This is a genomic window from Arthrobacter sp. UYCu512, assembly GCF_040547075.1.
In the GTDB taxonomy this organism is placed as follows: Bacteria; Actinomycetota; Actinomycetes; order Actinomycetales; family Micrococcaceae; genus Arthrobacter.
In genome coordinates, this window is sequence record NZ_JBEPPA010000001.1 from 42723 (window position 1) to 60826 (window position 18104).

Annotated in this window: 18 protein-coding genes; 13 read left to right on the forward strand and 5 right to left on the reverse strand. The window is 66.1% G+C overall.

Annotation, left to right across the window (positions count from 1 at the left end; translation table 11 throughout):
* Positions 1–9 precede the first annotated feature (9 nt).
* The 4 genes from ABIB49_RS00195 (at position 10) to ABIB49_RS00210 (ending at position 4477) form a co-directional block, all read left to right on the forward strand.
* On the forward strand, positions 10–1035 hold the full coding sequence (locus ABIB49_RS00195) for a DUF2891 family protein (protein ID WP_226773482.1): 1026 nt from the start codon (positions 10–12) through the stop codon (positions 1033–1035).
* A gap of 172 nt (positions 1036–1207) precedes the next feature.
* The gene (locus ABIB49_RS00200) at positions 1208–3055 is read left to right on the forward strand and encodes a glycoside hydrolase family 15 protein (protein ID WP_226773483.1); all 1848 of its coding nucleotides are present in this window, start codon (positions 1208–1210) and stop codon (positions 3053–3055) included.
* A gap of 91 nt (positions 3056–3146) precedes the next feature.
* Positions 3147–3422 (forward strand): hypothetical protein, encoded by a 276-nt coding sequence (locus tag ABIB49_RS00205; protein ID WP_226773484.1) that lies wholly within the window; start codon positions 3147–3149, stop codon positions 3420–3422.
* A gap of 116 nt (positions 3423–3538) precedes the next feature.
* Complete coding sequence (locus tag ABIB49_RS00210) at positions 3539–4477, forward strand: ABC transporter substrate-binding protein (RefSeq protein ID WP_396021217.1); 939 nt, start codon at positions 3539–3541, stop codon at positions 4475–4477.
* Positions 4478–4559: 82 nt separating this feature from the next.
* On the opposite strand, the gene ABIB49_RS00215 is transcribed toward ABIB49_RS00210, so the two are convergent.
* The 5 genes from ABIB49_RS00215 to ABIB49_RS00235 all read right to left on the reverse strand — a co-directional run bounded on the left by ABIB49_RS00215 (position 4560) and on the right by ABIB49_RS00235 (position 8165).
* Entirely contained in the window at positions 4560–5240 is a 681-nt protein-coding gene (locus ABIB49_RS00215; protein WP_226773486.1) for a haloacid dehalogenase type II, read from the reverse strand.
* A gap of 99 nt (positions 5241–5339) precedes the next feature.
* A complete protein-coding gene (locus ABIB49_RS00220) occupies positions 5340–5954 on the reverse strand; it encodes a hypothetical protein (RefSeq protein WP_226773487.1) in 615 nt (204 codons plus the stop codon).
* A gap of 30 nt (positions 5955–5984) precedes the next feature.
* Complete coding sequence (locus ABIB49_RS00225; RefSeq protein WP_226773488.1) at positions 5985–6476, reverse strand: hypothetical protein; 492 nt, start codon at positions 6474–6476, stop codon at positions 5985–5987.
* A 42-nt stretch (positions 6477–6518) separates the two neighbouring features.
* Positions 6519–7568: a hypothetical protein gene (locus ABIB49_RS00230; RefSeq protein WP_226773489.1), complete on the reverse strand. Its 1050-nt coding sequence runs from the start codon at positions 7566–7568 to the stop codon at positions 6519–6521.
* A 111-nt stretch (positions 7569–7679) separates the two neighbouring features.
* Entirely contained in the window at positions 7680–8165 is a 486-nt protein-coding gene (locus ABIB49_RS00235) for a tetratricopeptide repeat protein (RefSeq protein ID WP_226773490.1), read from the reverse strand.
* 46 nt (positions 8166–8211) lie between these two features.
* Between ABIB49_RS00235 and ABIB49_RS00240 the strand changes: the two genes are divergently transcribed.
* The 9 genes from ABIB49_RS00240 to ABIB49_RS00280 all read left to right on the forward strand — a co-directional run bounded on the left by ABIB49_RS00240 (position 8212) and on the right by ABIB49_RS00280 (position 18084).
* Positions 8212–8997 carry a GNAT family N-acetyltransferase gene (locus ABIB49_RS00240; protein WP_354156542.1) on the forward strand — a complete coding sequence of 262 codons (786 nt, stop codon included), beginning with the start codon at positions 8212–8214 and terminating at the stop codon, positions 8995–8997.
* 296 nt (positions 8998–9293) lie between these two features.
* The gene (locus ABIB49_RS00245; RefSeq protein WP_354156543.1) at positions 9294–10268 is read left to right on the forward strand and encodes an aldo/keto reductase; all 975 of its coding nucleotides are present in this window, start codon (positions 9294–9296) and stop codon (positions 10266–10268) included.
* Between the two features lie 111 nt (positions 10269–10379).
* A complete protein-coding gene (locus ABIB49_RS00250) occupies positions 10380–11174 on the forward strand; it encodes an IclR family transcriptional regulator (RefSeq protein WP_226773516.1) in 795 nt (264 codons plus the stop codon).
* A 151-nt stretch (positions 11175–11325) separates the two neighbouring features.
* The gene (locus tag ABIB49_RS00255; RefSeq protein ID WP_283480094.1) at positions 11326–12603 is read left to right on the forward strand and encodes a cytochrome P450; all 1278 of its coding nucleotides are present in this window, start codon (positions 11326–11328) and stop codon (positions 12601–12603) included.
* Between the two features lie 5 nt (positions 12604–12608).
* On the forward strand, positions 12609–13670 hold the full coding sequence (locus ABIB49_RS00260) for a PEP/pyruvate-binding domain-containing protein (protein ID WP_354156544.1): 1062 nt from the start codon (positions 12609–12611) through the stop codon (positions 13668–13670).
* 68 nt (positions 13671–13738) lie between these two features.
* A complete protein-coding gene (locus ABIB49_RS00265; protein ID WP_282359451.1) occupies positions 13739–15607 on the forward strand; it encodes a PEP-utilizing enzyme in 1869 nt (622 codons plus the stop codon).
* Positions 15600–16373: an SDR family NAD(P)-dependent oxidoreductase gene (locus ABIB49_RS00270; protein WP_354156545.1), complete on the forward strand. Its 774-nt coding sequence runs from the start codon at positions 15600–15602 to the stop codon at positions 16371–16373. The genes ABIB49_RS00265 and ABIB49_RS00270 overlap by 8 nt, the downstream gene beginning before the upstream one ends.
* Positions 16374–16420: 47 nt before the next feature.
* Positions 16421–16741 carry a 2Fe-2S iron-sulfur cluster-binding protein gene (locus tag ABIB49_RS00275; protein WP_226773497.1) on the forward strand — a complete coding sequence of 107 codons (321 nt, stop codon included), beginning with the start codon at positions 16421–16423 and terminating at the stop codon, positions 16739–16741.
* Between the two features lie 2 nt (positions 16742–16743).
* The gene (locus tag ABIB49_RS00280) at positions 16744–18084 is read left to right on the forward strand and encodes an NAD(P)/FAD-dependent oxidoreductase (protein ID WP_354156546.1); all 1341 of its coding nucleotides are present in this window, start codon (positions 16744–16746) and stop codon (positions 18082–18084) included.
* The last annotated feature ends 20 nt before the right edge of the window (positions 18085–18104 follow it).

The following is an 18104-nucleotide window of genomic DNA, read 5'->3' on the forward strand; positions in this document are numbered from 1 at the left end:
GGAGCACGCATGATCCTGAATCCCACGGAACAAATGGACCACCTCGCCGAGGCCTACGCGGACATCGTCCTGGACAACCTGACCCGAGAGTATCCCTACGCCTCCCACCACGTGGAAACGTCCCTGGCGGATCGGGCCAGCCCGCAGGAACTTCACCCGGCGTTCTACACCTCGTTCGACTGGCATTCCTCGGTGCACATGAGCTGGCTCGGCGTCGTCCTGGTGGAGCATGGTCTCGACGCCGGCCGTGACAGCGCCCTCCGGGCGGTGCTGGCAGCGAACCTCACCGCGGAAAACCTCGCCGTCGAAGGTGCTTACCTGCTGGCGAACCCCAGCTGGGAGCGTCCGTACGGTTGGGCCTGGCTGGTTCGGCTCGCTGCTGCTGCCGCCTCTTCCCGGGACGCGCAGATCCGGCAATGGGGCAAGAACCTGGATCCGCTGGTGGACATTGTCGCCTCCCTGGTGGCCGGCTGGACCGCCAAAGCGGAGTTCCCGGTCCGGCATGGCCTGCATACCAATGCCGCGTTCGGCCTGGGCATGATGCTGGACGCCTTCCGCACCCTGGGCAGGGACCAGGCTGCCGCCGTTTGTGAGAAAGCGGCACTGAACTGGTTTAAGGACGACGCCGGATGGCCGGGGGAGTGGGAAATGAGCGGGCAGGATTTCCTGTCCGCCGGTTTGAGCGAGGCCGACCTGATGGCCCGGGTGCTCGACGCGGATGCCTTTGCCGCGTGGTTTGCAGCGTTCCTGCCGGGTCTCGCGCCGGATGACAGGATCCTTGCCAAAGCCACTGTCACCGATGAGTCGGACGGGTATCTGGCACACCTCAACGGGTTGAACCTGACCCGCGCCGGCCAGCTGATCCGGATCCGCCGAGCGCTCTCGGCAGCGGAGGGAACGGCTGAGCCCGTGCGCGTACTCGACGTCGCGACGATGCCATTGCTGGCCGCAGGCATGGATTCCGTCAGCACCGAGGAGTTTATGTCCAGCCACTGGCTGGCAAGTTTCGCGTGGGACGCCCTGGCCTCGGCATAGTAGGAAATCCACGATGCTTCGGCACGGCTAGGTCCGTGGCCAGGCGCCTTGCGGCCGGCAATGTGTCCTCACTTGCAGAGCCCGGACCGGGGCCTTGCCTATAGTCGTAGAACGAAGGGCAACCGCCCGCGGTTTTCCGCGGGCCAGGGTTGGCAACAAGGCAGGGGCACCAATGACCAACGAACCGATCGCAAACTACGCCTTGCTCTCCGACTGCAACTCCGCGGCGCTGGTGAGCCGGGACGGTTCGGTGGACTGGCTATGCTTTCCCCGGTTCGACAGCCCTTCCGTTTTCGGCCGCATCCTGGGCGAGGCCGCCGGTTCCTGGTCAATCCGGCCTGTTGCGCCGCATTCCTCGACGCGGCGCTACCTGGGTCCCACCATGGTGTTGGAGACGACCCACACCACGTCCGCGGGAATCGTTACGGTCACCGACGCATTGGCGCTCGGGGACGGGATCCGGGGCCACGAGCTTGGTGCCGGGGCGCCGGGTACGCTGCTGCGTCACGTGGCCTGCAGCAGCGGGGAGATCGAAATGGAAGTGGTGTTCGCTCCCCGCCCGGACTACGGCCGGGACGTGCCGGAGCTGGCCCGGGTCGAGGGTGGGGTCACTGTTCGGGGCGGCACCCGGATCCTGGCCCTGTCCACCACCGTTCCTTTCGAGCTGGTGGACGGTACTGCCCGGGCGCATCCGGTGCTTCGCTCCGGCGACGTTTTGGAGTTCGGCCTCCATCACGAGGACTCCGGCGCCGGCTTGCCGGCCTTCTGGAACCCGCAGGAGATCGCGCGGCGGCTTGAGGACACGCTGGCGGGCTGGGCAAGCTGGTCGCGGCTGCACCAAAGTTACGAGGGGCCCTGGCAGGAACTGGTGGCTTCCAGCGGCCGGATCCTGCAGGCCCTAACCTACTTTCCGACCGGCGCGATCGTGGCCGCAGCGACGACCTCATTACCGGAAGTGGCCGGCGGATCCCGGAATTGGGACTACCGCTACACCTGGATCCGGGATGCGAGTATGACGTTGCAGGCGCTCTGGGTGGCTGCGTGCCCGGATGAGGCCGGAAAGTTCTTCCATTTCCTCGCGACGGTCTCTGCCAGCCGGCCGGACAGCGACGCGACGCTGCAGATCATGTACGGCATCGGCGGCGAACGGGACTTGTCCGAGCAGGAACTCGCCCACCTTCCGGGCTGGCGCAACAGTGCCCCGGTGCGGGTGGGCAACGGAGCCTGGAACCAGCGCCAACTCGATGTGTACGGCGAACTGCTGGACGCCGCAGCCACCCTTCCGGAATACCTCACCGCGATGGAGCCCGGGACCCGGAAGTTCCTCGCCGGGGCGGCCGACACCGCGGCATCACTGTGGCAGTCGACCGACCAGGGCATCTGGGAGGTCCGAGGTGCCCCCCGGCATTACCTGCACTCGAAGCTGATGTGCTGGGTCGCCGTGGACCGTGCCATCGGCCTCGCCGCGGTCCTGGACGCCGAAGACCGGGTGCCGCAATGGATCCAAGCGCGGGCCCGGCTTGCCGACTCGATTCGCGTGAACGGCTGGAACGACCACGCCCACGCCTACACCCAGGCTTACGGTTCCGAAGAGCTCGACGCGTCCGCACTGATGCTGGCCATCGTCGGGTTTGTCCCGGCCGATGACCCGCGGATGCTGGCCACCATCAACGCCATCGATGAACGGCTCACCGACAGCCGCGGTCTGGTGTACCGCTACCAGGGGGACGACGGGCTGTCCGGTGAGGAAGGCACGTTCCTGCTCTGTACTTTCTGGCTGGCGCACGCACTGGCGTTGGCCGGACAGACCGGACGTGCCCGCGCCGTTTTTGAACGGGCCTCCGGCTTTGCCACCGATCTGGGTCTGATGGCCGAAGAAGTTTCCCCGGACAGCAACGAGCTGCTCGGCAACTTCCCTCAGGCTTTCAGCCATATCGGCCTGATCAACGCCGCCTGGGCCATTCACACGGCCGAGAACAAGGAACGGGCGCGCATCGGGGACCCCGGAGACGCCACATGAGGGGAGCGAACGCACCCATTGCGGGCAGCCGGCTCCGGGCCGGCCTAGCCGGCTCCGGGCCGGCCTGCAGCTGGGCCTGCTGCTTGCCCTGGTGGCTGCCGCGGCGGCGGCAGCCCTGCTGTTCCCGTTACCGTCGGTCGATGAAATCCGGAACTACTTCGGCAGCACGGGTTGGTGGGGACCTGCCGTATTCATCCTGGCCTATGCCGTCCTGACGCTGGCGCCGGTGCCCAAGAATGTCAGGCGGCTGGTCCCCGCCTGCGTCCAGTACCCGACCCTGGACGCGGCAGAAAATGCGGGCTCGCGCAAAATGCTGCCACTGCGTCCCGTCAGCCCGGCCGGCGTTCCCGGACCAATGCATCCTTGAGGCGCCATTGCCGCAGTTGCGGACGGTGCTGAGTACCATGGTCCTGCGGGTGCAGGCGCATCAGGACGAAAAATTCGGCCCGGAACCGGCCGGGTTCAAGAATGAGGAACATGAACATGATGAAACCACTGGCCCGGACCGTCGCGCTGGCAGCGGGGACTTTGCTCGCGCTCTCGCTGGCCGCCTGCGGCGCCGGAAATGATCCGCTGAACAATGACCGGCCTTCGGGAAGCAGCACCCCGGGGGCTGCCCTGGTGATCGGCTCGGCAAACTTCCCGGAAAGCGAGACGCTGGCCGAGGTTTACGCGGGTGCGCTCAACGCGGCTGGCATCCCCGCGTCGACGAAGCCAGGAATTGGCTCCCGTGAGGTGTATGTGCGGGCCTTGCAGGACAGGTCGATCGACGTCGTCCCCGATTACAGCGGCAATCTGCTCCGCTACGTTGACAAGAACGCTACCGCTGCCAGTGCCGACGACGTCATGAAAGCACTCCCCGGCAAGCTGCCCGACGAGTTGACAGTGCTCGAAGCGGCCCAAGCGGAGGACAAGGATTCCATCGTGGTCACCGAGGCGACGGCGGCGAAATTCGGGCTCAAAACTCTTGCCGACCTGGGGAAGGTGTGTGATCAGATTGCGCTCGGTATGCCGCCGGAAGCCAAGGAACGGCCCCAGGGCCTCCCGGGGCTCAAAGCGAACTACGGCTGCGAGCCTAAGGAATTCGTCCCCTTCAGCGACGGTGGCGGGCCGGTGACAGTCCGGGCGCTGCTCGATGACAGGATCCAGGCCGCCGATGTCTTTAGCACCTCACCGCTGATTCTCCAGAACAAGCTGGTTTCCCTGGCGGATCCGCTGAACAATTTCGCGGCCCAACAGGTGGTGCCGCTGGCGCTGAAGGACCGGCTGGACGCTAAGAGCACGGAAGTGCTGAACAAAGTGTCACGGGTTCTGACGACGGCGGACTTGCTGAAGTTGAACGAGGAAGTCTCCGGCGACCGGAAGGTAAACCCCCGGGATGCGGCTGCCGCCTGGCTCAAAGATAAAGGATTTACCGGCTAGAAGCATCGTCGCGTCCGTGCCCCGGGCTGCGACCCGCAAGCAGCGCCGGGCCAGCTCAGCTGAGGGGCTCGGCGCTGCTTTTTTAGTGCGCTGCGGCCAGCACTCCGGGAAGCTCGGTCAGGGCATTGACCGTAAAATCTGGCGACTCGAAATAGCCCGGGTAGCTGCTCCCTGACCGGTTTAGCCATGCGGTGCGCAGCCCGGCACGGGCTGCGCCGTGGATGTCCCACGGATGGACGGCGACCAGCAGCATGTCCGCCGGGGCGGCGCCCGAAGCGGCAGCCGCATAGTCGTAGGAACTGCGGGCCGGCTTCCAGGCCGGCGCATCCTCGACCGAGAGCAGCGCCTCGAACTCGTCACGGATCCCAGCCCCACTGAACAGCTTCGCGGCGATCCGGGCAGAGCCGTTGCTGAGGGTGATCAGCCGGAACCCGGCAGCGGCGAGGACTGTAATCCCCGCGGGGACGTCCGGATGTACCTTGAGACCGGTCAGCCCGGCCATAACATGGTCGACCGCCGCATCCATTGGGCGGTTTAGCTCCACCCCGGTCAGAAGTCCCCGAAGTGCCTCCGCCCCGATCGCGGCGAACGATCCGTTGTCTCCGCTGGCTGTAAGCGCGAAGCCGTCACGCAGCAGGGTCGCGAACCAGAGCTTGGCCAACTCAGCCGGCGCCCCGACGTCGCTGAATTGTCCCCCCATCGCGGACATGTCAGAGAGGGTTTCATTGACGTCAAAGACGATGACTGAGATTGCGGTGGTCATGGATTCTCCTTGTGGTCGTGTGCAGCTCCCCCGACCCAGTCTGCCGCCTTCCCGGCGGGGGGTGCCGCAGGCGGGTGCCCGGGCGCTGCGATGCGCAGCTCACCAGAATTTCTGCACTCCGGCAGCGGCGTCACGCAGCCGGGACCCGTCCAGGAAAATGGAGCACTCTGCCAGGCCGAAGTCTTTCCACTCGGCAACCAGCCGAAGTTTCCCCGCGGGTGGCAACGGCCAGAGCCAGAGCGAGCCGGAGCCGGAGAGCTCGTCGTCGCCGCCGCTCCCGCCTCCGTTTCGCATCAGGAGGACCGGCGGAGCAGGCTCCCCGGGGCCTTCGAAGAATCCGTGCGGATGCGCGCTGGTGCTGGACTTTGAGCCGTCAGGGAAAGCCGCGCCGAAGTGCAGCATCGAAGCTCCCCCGGAGCCCCTTCGGGGGCCGGATCCGGGCCGGAAAAACACGTCGTTGAGATCCGCCCACTCCGCATCGGTCTGGTCGCCCCGGCGGATGGTCCATGACACATCGAACGAACAACCCGTTGAAAAGACATCGGCGCTCTTGACTGCCATCACCAATGTCGGGCTCCGGTGCAGGAACTGACCGATCTGGACAACCGCCGGAAGCTCGTAGGGCGGGGCGCCGGCCCAGACCGGCGGGACGTACCTCACCGCCCGCCCGCGCGGGGGAGTGGGCGGTACCGGGAAGTCCTGAAAGAAGGTCATGGCTGATCCTTTCGTCGGCGGGCAAGGCTGCTACTGCTGCCGGTGCGGGAGCTGGAGGGTGATGGGCGGCGTGGTCATGGGACCGCCGCATTCTTCCGACCCACCCGCCCTGGTCCATTCCGGCCGGGATTCCAGCCCGGCGAGCAAGGTGCCGTCTTGGGTGAGCACACGAGTTTTTACGTCCTCGGGCAATTGGCCCCGGACGGTGAACAACCAGGAATTGATCGCTGTCCGGGCTGAGGTGAAGGGTGCTGCGGATGGTGAAGGGTCAGCCGGCGGGCTGGGAACCGCAGATTTTGGAGCAGCGGGCTGGGCGGAGGCCACAACAGGAACGGAGCAACCCGCCGGGGTGCACAGCTCAACGTGGTCGACGGCGGTGAGGTCGCCTTCGAGCCGCACAGTGATGGTGCTGACCCACCCGACGGCAGGGCATACGACGTCGGTGCTGCCGCAGGCGGTCAGCTGCAGAGCAGCAGCCACCAGCACGGCGGCAGAGCGAAAGATCCCCCAATTCGACCTCATTGGGCCAGTCTAGACAGGTCCCCGGCTGGCCCCGCGGATCTTCTAACCCGGAGGTTGGGGAAAGCCATGCGCCCGTGTCCGGTAAATGGCATTCAACCCTTTCTTGGCCGGGAATCGACCGAAAGCCCCCAACAAAGCGATCGCCAGTGCCAGCAGCACCGTCGGTCCGGCGCCGCCGGCGGGACCAAGGGCCGCAGCGAAAACCTGCCTTCCCATTGCTGACATTTCCTGCAGGTCACCTCCCAGCACCCGTGTGCCCAGGACACTGCTGACTGCTGTGAACCCTGCGGGGACCACCCAGAGCAGGCCCAGGTCCACCGCCCACACCACAGCGCGGACCGCAGGGCGCAGCCCGCACCACGCCAGGGCAACGCCGACCAGCACCGCGGGGAACCAGCGCCACAGCAAGGTCAGCCATACGGGAGCGTTGCCCACCCCAGCCACTTCGGCAGCTGCGGAGGTCACCCAGGACACAAACGGAACGGCCGCAAGGCCAACCCCCAACGCGACCAAGGCCGGAGAACGGGCTGCGAGGAGCAAGAGCAACACCAGCCCGGCGGCGATTGCGGCCAGCACTCCAGCCAACAGGCCAGCCAGGTAGAGGCGTGACAACGCGCCGGGCGCCAAGCCCTCGCCGACCACATTAAATGCCTGGATCGCTGCTGTTGCCTGCACCAGAAGTACGCCCCCGGCGGCGCACCACGTGACCAGGCGACGGCGCGCCGGGGACCAGCGCCGGACCGCCAGGCCGGCTGCCGCAGCGCCCGTGGTCATTAACGACACCAGTGTGGTGGCTTCGTACTGGCTAAGCGGCAGAAGGGCCAGGGGCATCTGTCCGGGCAGTAGCTGCGAGCCCCAAAGGTTCTGCAGCGGCAGGCGTGCGCCGGTGATCAGCCACGGCGCCAGGCCGAGGATGCCCGCCAGGAGTCCGATCAGGAGAGCTGCTGCCGTGTCCCTGCCCGCCGTTGCCGGCACCTTCTGCTGGCGGGATGCCGGTCCCGCCATTATGCCGCCCGGGACCCCGCTTGAGCCGGCAACGGGGCTTTCGTCCCCGGACGTGGGGGATACCCTCCGGTTGTGGCGGTGACTCACGGGAACTCCTTCAGACGCAACGGACACGGAAACGGCACGCAGTACCAGATACTACACCGAGTGGATTAATTGGGATGTTCCGCGGTTTCGGGAGGTGTTGCCGGTTCGGCGCTAGCCGTCTGTAAGGAGCCTCGCGTAGTTCGCGATGGAGTGCTGATACCTCGGCAGATGTGGAATGAGTGCTTCGAGTGCGACCCGGAGGGCTTCGTCGTGCCGGCCGGCGTCCCGCAGGGCCAGGGCCCGCACCGCGCCGGGGGCTCCGCCCAAGGCGTGCGGGTCGGTGCGGGAGAGGATCCTCAAAGCTTCGTCAGTGTGTCCGAGTGCGCGCTCGGAGCTGGCCATTTGCACCCAGGCGCGGGTCTGCCTGATCGGGTCGAGCCCGGCAGCAAGCCCGGAGTCATAGAAGGAGACGGCATCTGCAGTCCGGCCGGTTGAATCGCGGATACAGGCGCGTTCGAAGTCTGCCCGGCCGTCGGTTGCCGGCGAAGCCGCAGCGAGCTCGTCCAGTTCCTCGATGACGTCGTCGGCGTCACTCGGTGCTGCCTCGAAGGCCGTCCAGAATGCGGCTACGCTGCGCTCCCACTCGTCAATTGTCATGTGCCGATCCTACGTGCGCCCCCGCCGGCCGCTGTACCGTGGAGCGATGGCGATTTCAGGACTCCTCAAGAGGTACGACCAGCAGCTCCGCACGGACGCGGAGACCCCCGGCGCGGCCGCCGTGGAGCGGCTGGGTCCCTTGCGGCTCGTGACCTTCGAGGGCGGACGAGGTTTCGTCACCTACCAAGACCTTGCTGGGGCCGGCGCCGAGACGATCGCGCGATGGGTGGCCGAAGCGCTGGCGTTCTACCGCCGCGATCCGGCCATTGTGCGGATCGAATGGAAAACCCGCGGTCACGATCATGCGCCCGGACTCCACGAGGCGCTGCTGAAGCACGGATTCGAGCCCGACGAGACCGAGTCGATTATGATCGGGCCGGCCAGCGAACTGAGCGTCGAGGTGGATCTTCCACAAGGTGTGAGCCTGCGAAAAGTGACCGAGGAACAGGACATCCGGGCCATGAGCGCCATGCAGGACAGGGTTTTTGGCAGTCCCGTCTCCGATGGAAACGCTGCAGCAGTCCTGCGTCGGATGGCTCGCCGCGACGGGATGGAATTGTGGGTCGCCGAACATCAGGGGCTGATTGTCAGCGCGGGCCGCCTCGAGCCGGTATCAGGCACTGACTTCGCGGGAATCTGGGGCGGGGCAACACTCAGCCAGTGGCGCGGCCGGGGCATCTACCGCGCTCTCACCGCGGCCCGGGCCCGCGCCGCATTGACCCTGGGCAAAACGCTCATCCACAGCGATTCAACCGAATATTCACGGCCGATCCTGGAACGCTACGGCCTGCTCCGGGTGTCGACGACAACGCCGTACCATTGGCGGCGCTGAGGCGAAGAAAACCCGTCCGAGAGCGCTGCTCTGCGGTCGGCCGACGTCGGGCCTGCTTTGCTGTGCTGTTTCTTCGTCCGCCGCGCCGATTCGTCCGCCGCGCCGATTCGACCGGACGCGAGTCGCAGCGGACCGCGCAAGCGCAGCCGAATCGGATTTTTGTTGTACCCCAGGACGGATGGGCCTAGAGTGGCCACCTGCCACCTGGGCGACGTCCCGCAGCCGGGACACAAGTCCCATCAGGTTCCGGAACGGACGCCGGTGGCCGCCATGCCGATCTGCCTGAGGAGAAATCTATGGAAACCCGCACTCTCGGTTCACTCACCGTCTCGGCCCTGGGGCTGGGCTGCATGGGCATGAGCGAGTTCTACGGTCATGGCGAGGAAAAAGAGTCCATCGCAACCATCCAGGCCTTTCTCGATGCCGGCGGCAGCCTGCTGGACACCGCTGACATGTACGGCCCGTTCACAAACGAAGCGCTTGTTGGCCGGGCTATTGCCGGCCGGCGGGAGGACGTGGTGCTCGCCACCAAATTCGGCAACGAACGCCGGGCCGACGGATCCTGGGTTGGCATCAACGGCTCCCCGGACTACGTGCGGGCCGCTTGCGACGCGAGCCTGCAGCGACTGGGCGTGGACCATATCGATCTGTATTACCAGCACCGCGTCGACAAGGCCACCCCGATCGAGGAAACCGTCGGAGCCATGGCTGAGCTGGTTCAGGCCGGAAAAGTCAGGCACCTGGGGTTATCCGAAGCCAGCGCGGACACCGTTCGCCGGGCACATGCGGTGCACCCGATCACGGCCCTGCAGACCGAATATTCGCTGTGGGAACGCGAGCCCGAGACCAAGATAATCCCGGTCCTCGCCGAGCTCGGCATCGGCTTTGTCCCCTACAGCCCGCTCGGCCGAGGTTTCCTGACCGGTCAATTCCGCAGCCCTGACGACTTTGCGGCGGACGATTTCCGCCGGCATTCCCCGCGTTTCCAAGGCGAAAACTTCACCCGCAACTTACAGCTCGTGGATCGGGTGAAGGAGTTGGCGGATACGAAGGACTGCACTCCGGCGCAGTTGGCACTTGCCTGGCTGCTGGCCCAGGGCGAGCATATTGTTCCCATCCCGGGCACCAAGAAGCGCGAACGTCTGTTCGAAAATCTGGGCGCTCCCGACGTCGAACTCTCCCCCGACGACCTGGCCCGCCTCGACGAACTGGCTCCGGCCGGGGCGGCAGCCGGAGCGAGGTACCCGAACATGGACACCATCGATGTCTAGGCGGGCCGTGGCTCGTTCGGAGCGTGCCGGGGCCAGTGCCGATTAGACTCGATTCCGGGCAGGGAACGGCCAGCTGACGGCCGGCCCTGAGCCCGCGACGAGGAGGTCATGATGGCCGGCGGCAGCCGCGAACCCGGCAGGACCGTAACCTCGAAGGTCCTCGCCATCCTGGAAGCCTTTGAAAAGTCCCGGGGCGCTCTCAGCCTCACCGACATTGCCGAAAAGTCCGGGCTGCCGCTGAGCACTGCCCACCGCCTGGTCAACGAACTCACCGACTGGGGGCTCCTCTCCCGCGAGCCCAACGGCCGCTACCAGCTCGGCATCCGGCTCTGGGAACTGGCCCAAAACACCGGTCGGCAGCTCCGCGATGCGGCCCGTCCCTACGTCCAGGATCTGTTCTCGCTCACCGGCGAAACCGCGCACCTGGCGGTCCGGGCCGGCCATGAGGTGCTCTACATCGATCGTGTCTACGGCTCCAGGCGGGTCCCGCGGGCCTCCCGGGTCGGCGGCCGGCTGCCCATGCATGCAACCGCCGTCGGAAAGGTCATCCTGGCCTTCGAGGTGGACTGGGTCCGCGAGGCCTACCTGAACCGGCAGCTGGAGCGGCACACCGCCCACACCCACGTGGACCCCAGGAAGCTGTCCGGGGAGCTGACCCGGATCCGCGAGCAGGGCTACGCCACGACCTTGGAGGAAGTCCGGCTGGGCTCCTGCTCGATCGCCGTCCCGGTCTTTCATACCGGCCGGATTGGCGCCTCGATCGGACTGGTGCTGCCCACCAGCCAGGCCGACACGATGACCCGGCATCTGCCCGTCCTGCGGGGCATCGCCGCTCAGATCGAGCGCGCCACGGCCCGGATCCCGCTGGAAACGCTGCTCGGCAGCAACTTCGCCGGCACGGCCTGAGCCGTCGCCGTCCCACCGGGACGGAAGACAACTGGCTTCCACTGAGTGGAAGCCAGTCCTGTCCGGCGCGGGTGATCGGGGCCACACTGATGAATAAGAACCCCCGGCAAGCACTGCCGCTGCCGGCGGGACCAAAAATCTAGGAGCCCAGATGTCATCGTCGACAGAAACGGCCGGCCGCTGCCCCTATGGTCACGGCGCCGAAGCCCCCGCCGGGCACCATGGCTACGAGCCGTTCCAGATGAAGGATCCGTTTCCGGCGTACGCCGAACTCCGGGCCGAGCAGCCGGTGATGTTCGACGAGCGGATCGGCCTCTACGTTGTTTCCCGCTACGACGACATCAAAGCCGTGTTCGACGACTGGCAGACCTTCTCCAGCGAAAATGCCCAGGCTCCCGTCCGCGAACGCGGCGCCGCAGCAAAGAAGATCATGGAAGACGGCGGCTTCACCGCCTACTCGGGCCTGTCCGCCCGCCGGCCGCCGGAGCACACCCGCATCCGTGCCGTGGTCCAAAAGGCCTTCACTCCCCGGCGCTACAAGGCGCTGGAACCCTTTATCCGGCAGAACGTCGTCGAACTGCTGGAGAAGATGCTGGCCAGCCCGGACCACCGCGGCGACATGGTCAGGGACCTCGCCTACGACGTCCCCACCATCACCATCCTGACCCTGATCGGAGCGGAGGTGTCCCAGGTGGACACCTTCAAACGCTGGAGTGATTCCCGCGCCGCGATGACCTGGGGCGACCTCAGCGACGAGGAACAGATCCCGCACGCCCACAACCTCGTGGAGTACTGGCAGGAATGCCTCCGCCTGGTCAGGGTGGCCCACCAGGAAGGCGGTGACAACCTCACCGCCGACCTGGTGAAATCGCAGCAGGAAGGCGCCGAGATCTCCGACCACGAGATCGCCTCCGTCCTCTACAGCCTGCTCTTCGCCGGCCACGAGACCACCACCACACTGATTTCCAACGCCCTCCGTGAACTCCTGGCCCGCCCCGAGCAGTGGAAGCAGCTCGTAGCAGACCCCAAGACGATCCCTGCGGCCATCGACGAGGTCCTCCGCTACGCCGGATCGATTGTCGGGTGGCGGCGCAAAGCCCTCAAAGACACCGAAGTCGGTGGGGTGGCGATCGAGGAAGGCTCGCAGCTGCTGCTCCTGATGGGCGCCGCAAACCGCGATGAGGGCAAGTTCAGCTCCGGCGAGGACTTCGACATCACCCGCACCAATGCCCGCGAACACCTGTCCTTCGGGTTCGGCATCCACTACTGCCTGGGCAATATGCTCGCCAAGCTGCAGGCCAAAATCGCCCTCGAGGAAGTTGCCCGGCTCGCCCCCGCGCTGCAGCTGGAGAGGCCGGATGACACCACCTTCCGCGAAAACCTCTCCTTCCGCGTCCCCGAGACCGTCCCCGTCAGCTGGAAGGCCTAAAAAACATGCAAAGCAACGAATACATCCAGTTCTTCGACGGCGGCATCGAGCCGAAACTTGAAAACTTGGGCGGCAAGGGCGCCTCCCTGGTCACGATGACTTCCGCCGGCATGCCAGTTCCTCCCGGCTTCGTCGTCACCACCGCGCAGTTCGATGCGTTTATGGAAGAAGCAGGCATCACCCGGCATATCCACCAGCTCCTTGCCGATCTGGACCCCGGGGACATGGGCCAGGTGGATAAGGTCTCCGCCGCCATCCGCGAGGACATCTGCTCCCGCCCGGTGCCGCAGGCGATGCGCGAACTCACCGTCGGAGCCTATAACGCCCTGATGTCCCGCTTTGAGGAGCCGGTCCCGGTCGCCGTGCGGTCCAGTGCCACGGCCGAGGACCTCCCGGACGCCTCCTTCGCCGGCCAGCAGGACACTTATCTCTGGCTCGACGGCGTCAAGGCCGTCACCGAGCACATCAGGCAGTGCTGGGCCTCGCTCTTTACTTCCCGCGCAATCATTTACCGGCTCCGGAACAACATCCCCAACGAGGGCCTGTCGATGGCCGTGGTGGTGCAGAAGATGGTCAACGCCCGTGTTTCCGGCGTCGCGATCACCATGGACCCCACCAACGGCGACCGCTCCAAGATCACCATCGACTCCTCCTACGGGGTCGGCGAAATGGTGGTCTCCGGCCAGGTCACCCCGGACAACATCATGCTGGACAAGGTCACCCTGGCCGTCATCTTCGAACACCTCGGCGACAAGCACGCCGAACTCGTCCCCGACGCCGCGGCCGGTCGCCTGGTGGAACGGGAGGTCGATGCCGAACGCCGCGGCCGCCGCAGCCTCAGCGACGCCGAACTCGCGGCCGTAGCGCAAATGGCCAAGCGCGCGGAGAAGCACTACAAGTGCCCGCAGGACATCGAATGGGCACTCGACGGCGACCTGCCCGACGGCGAAAACCTGCTCCTGCTCCAGTCCCGCCCCGAGACGGTGCATTCCTCCAAGCCGAGTGTCCCGTCGGCTGCTGCCGCTGGCGGCTACTTCAGCGGACTCAGCCCCCGTCAGCTCACCTAACAAGTCCTGACCCCCTATCCCGCTCCCTCACCCAGGCTCAACGCCGAGCCCGCACTGAAAGGACCGCCATGTCCCTGAAATCCTTCCCCAAGCCCTCCGAGCTTGCGGTCCCCGCCGGCGCCGAGGGCTGGGAAAAGATCTACCCTTACTACCTGGTGTTCCAGGACAAGCTCAAGGAGCAGGAGGACGCCAAGTTCTGGTTCTGCGACAGCCAGCACTGGCCCACTGTGTTCAAGCCCTTCGAGACCATCGGCGGCGAATTCGCGGTCAAGTGCCTGGGCCAGTACAACGCCCGGCACCTGATGATCCCCAACGCCAACGGCATCGAATTCCGGGTCCACCTGGGCTACCTCTACATGTCGCCCATCCCGGTGCCCGAGGACCAGATCGCCGCGCGGGTGCCCCTGTTCGAGCAGCGGGTTGGCCACTACTTCCAGAACTGGGACGAGCTCCTCAAGCAGTGGCACATCAAGGTCAAGGGGACCATCGACGAGATGGAAACCATCTCCTTCCCCAAGCTCCCGGACGTGGTCCCGATCGAGGACATCCTCTCCGGCAAGGGCAAGGACGGCTCCGAGAAGCTGCTTGAGAGCTACGACCGGCTGATCCAGCTGGCCTACCAGAACTGGCAGTACCACTTCGAGTTCCTCAACCTCGGCTACATTGCCTACCTGGACTTCTTCAACTTCTGCAAGCAGGTCTTCCCCAACATCCCCGACCAGTCCATCGCCACGATGGTCCAGGGCGTGGACATGGAACTCTTCCGCCCGGATGACGAGCTGAAGGGGCTGGCCAAACTGGCCGTCGAACTTAAGCTGCAGTCGCTCTTCGGCAACACCGACGACGTCGGGTCCACCCTGGCGGCCATCGCCGCGGCCCCCGGCGGGGACCGCTGGACGGCCCAGTACGAGGCCGCCAAGGACCCGTGGTTCAACTTCACCGTGGGCAACGGCTTCTACGGCCACGACAAGTACTGGAACGAACACCAGGAAATCCCGCTCGGCTACATCGCCGACTACATCCGCCGCGTGGACGAGGGCCAGGAAATCATGCGGCCCGTCGAGGCCCTGATCATCGAACGCGACCGCATCATCGGGGAATACCGGGACCTGCTCGAAGGCGGAAACCTGGCACTTTTCGACGCCAAGCGCGGCCTTGCCGCCACCGCCTACCCGTACGTGGAGAACCACAACTTCTACATCGAGCACTGGACCATGGGCGTCTTCTGGCGCAAGATCCGCGAACTGTCCCGCATGATGCAGGCTGAAGGCTTCTGGACCGAACCGGACGACCTGCTCTACCTGGGCCGCAACGAGGTCCGTGACGCGCTCTTCGACCTCGTCACCGGATGGGGTGTCGGCGCGAAGCCCATTGGTCCGGACTACTGGCCGGAGGAAATCGAGCGCCGCCGCGGGATCGTGGATGCGCTCAAAACCGCCCGGCCCGCACCGGCACTGAACACCCCGCCGGAGATCATCACCGAACCCTTCACCCGGATGCTTTGGGGCATCACCACCGAACAGGTCCAGCAATGGCTTGGGGCCGGCGAAGCAGTCGAAGGCGGCGGTCTGCGCGGCATGGCCGCCTCACCCGGCGTCGTGGAAGGCCTGGCACGCGTCATCACCGACGCGGACCAACTATCCGAGGTGCAGCAGGGCGAAATCCTGGTGGCCACCGTCACGGCACCGTCCTGGGGGCCGATCTTCGGCAAGATCAAGGCCACGGTCACGGACATCGGCGGCATGATGAGCCACGCGGCGATCGTCTGCCGGGAGTACGGCCTGCCGGCCGTGACCGGCACCGGTTCGGCGTCCACCACGATCAAAACCGGGCAGCGGCTGCGCGTGGACGGCACGAAGGGCACGGTCCAGATCCTCGACGCCGAAGACGAACTGGTCATCGCCGGACCGGGCGCGCACAGCCACAGCCATGTCTGATCCGCAGTTGGACGGTGCGGGCCAGACTGCCCGCACCGTCCTGATCACCGGTGCCGCCGGCGGGCTCGGCCGGGCGTTCGCGCTCGGCTTCGGCCGCCGCGGCTACCGCGTGGCGGTGGCGGACGTAAACCTCGACGGTGCACAGGAAACTGCCAGGCTGGTCCTGGCTACCGGTGCCGATGCCGTCGCCCTCCACGCCGACGTCACCAGCGTCGGCTCCACCGAGGCCCTGGCGAAAAGCTGCGCGGATTTCGGCAACGGAAGCATCGACGTTGTGCTCAACAACGCCGCGGTGTACGCCGGAGTGACCCGCAGCCCGTTCGAGGACATCGACCCGGCCGAATGGGACCTGGTGATGAACGTCAACCTCAAGGGCCCGTGGCTCGTCACGAGGGCCGCGAGCCCGTACCTGCCCGAGGGAGGGCGCGTCATCAACCTCTCCAGCGCCACCGTTTTCAGTGGCTCGGAGCAGTGGCTGCACTACGTCGCCTCCAAAGGCGGCGTGGTGGCCCTAACCCGGGTGATGGCCAAGGAACTGGGCCGGCGGGGAATCACGGTCAACGCGATCGCCCCGGGCTTCACCCTGACCGAAGCAAGCTACGGGCTGATGGCGGACGCCGAAAACTACGGTGTGGACCGGGGCGCCATCAAGCGGGCCAGCCAGCCGGAGGACATCGTGGGCGCGGCCCTTTTCCTGGCCGGTCCGGACAGTTCCTACTACACCGGCCAGACCATGGTGGTCGACGGCGGCCGCCAGTTCATCTGACCGCGCCCTTGACCTGACCTTTCCGCTTTTCAATCCAAGGAGGACCAATGCCAACGGTTCATTTCACCGACGCCGCGGGCGCAGTCCGCGACGTCCAGGGCAACGCCGGCGACTCGGTCATGGAGACCGCAGTGCGCAACGGCGTCACCGGCATCGTGGCCGAGTGCGGCGGTTCGCTCTCCTGCGCCACCTGCCACGTTTTTGTCCGGGAGGACTGCCTCTCGCAGCTTCCGGCCATGGAGGATATGGAAGACGAGATGCTTTACGGCACCGCCGTGGACCGTGCGGACAACTCGCGCCTGTCCTGCCAGCTCCGCCTCACCGATGAGCTCGAACTGTTCGTCACCACCCCGGAAACGCAGGTGTAGTGATGGGCACCCATGTTGCCGCGTCGCAGCAGGCGTCCGCCGGAACCGCCGGCGCAGCCGGTACCGAAACTGAGGGCGCGACCCGCACGGGCCTGCTTATCATCGGCGCCAGCCAGTCCGGCGTCCAGCTCGCGGTATCGCTCCGGGCGCTTGGTTTCGAGGAACACATCACCCTGCTCGGCGATGAGGACCACCGACCCTACCAGCGCCCGGCCCTGTCCAAGGAGTTCCTGCAGGGCACTGTGGAGAGCGAATCCCTTATCTTCCGCTCCAACGACTACTGGACCGAGCACAACGTGGAGCTGGTCAAAGCCGAATACATTGTCAGGATTGACAAGGACGCCGACGGCTCCGGCGTCGCGTATTCCACCTCGGGCAGGCAATTCCCCTTTAAGCGCCTCGCCCTCACGGTGGGCGCCCGCGCCCGGAAACTGGAAATAGCGGGTGGCGACCTCGACGGCGTGCTCTATCTGCGCAACGCCGACGACGCGCTGGCGCTCAAGGCCCGGGTGGGGGACGCCCAGGATGTTGTGGTGATCGGCGGCGGGTTCATCGGCCTCGAAGCTGCGTCGAGCCTTCAAAAAATGGGCAAAAACGTCACCGTGCTGGAATTCGGCCCGCGGCTGGTGGGCCGCGCCGTCGGCGAGGAAACCGCCGAGTACTTCCTGCAGGCCCACCGCGCCCGCGGCCTGGACATCCGGCTCAATACAAGCGCCAAACGCTTCACCGCAGCCGCAGGCAACGCAGGCACCGTCGCCGTCGCCGGTGTCGAGCTCCAGGACGGCACGGTGTTGGCGGCGCAGATCGTGCTGGTCGGCATCGGCGTCAGCCCCAACACCCAACTCGCAGAACAGCTTGGCCTCGCCGTGGACAACGGGATCGTTGTGGACCGTTTCGCACTGGCATCGGACGGCACCACGGTGGCGATCGGTGACTGCGCCAACATGCCCAACCCCGTGCCCGGCTCGGAACCGGGTGAGCGGATTCGGCTGGAAAGCGTGAACAATGCGATTGAACACGCCAAGGTGGCCGCCTACTCCCTCACCGGCAGGCGCGAGGAATACGCCGGCATCCCCTGGTTCTGGTCCAACCAGGCCGAGCTGAAGCTTCAGATCGCCGGGCTCTGCAACGGCTACGACCAGACGGTGCTGCGGCCGGACAGGGAACGCGGCAAATTCAGCGTTCTCTACTACCGCCTGGGCCAGGTCATCGCCGCGGACTGCGTTAATGCTCCGCTGGACTTTATGGCCGTCAAAAACGCCCTTGCCCAAGGGCGCAACATCCCCGCCGGCGCCGCTGCCGACCCAACTATGCCCCTCAAAACGATCACCACGGACAGCTAGCCAGCAGGCCTGCCCACCCG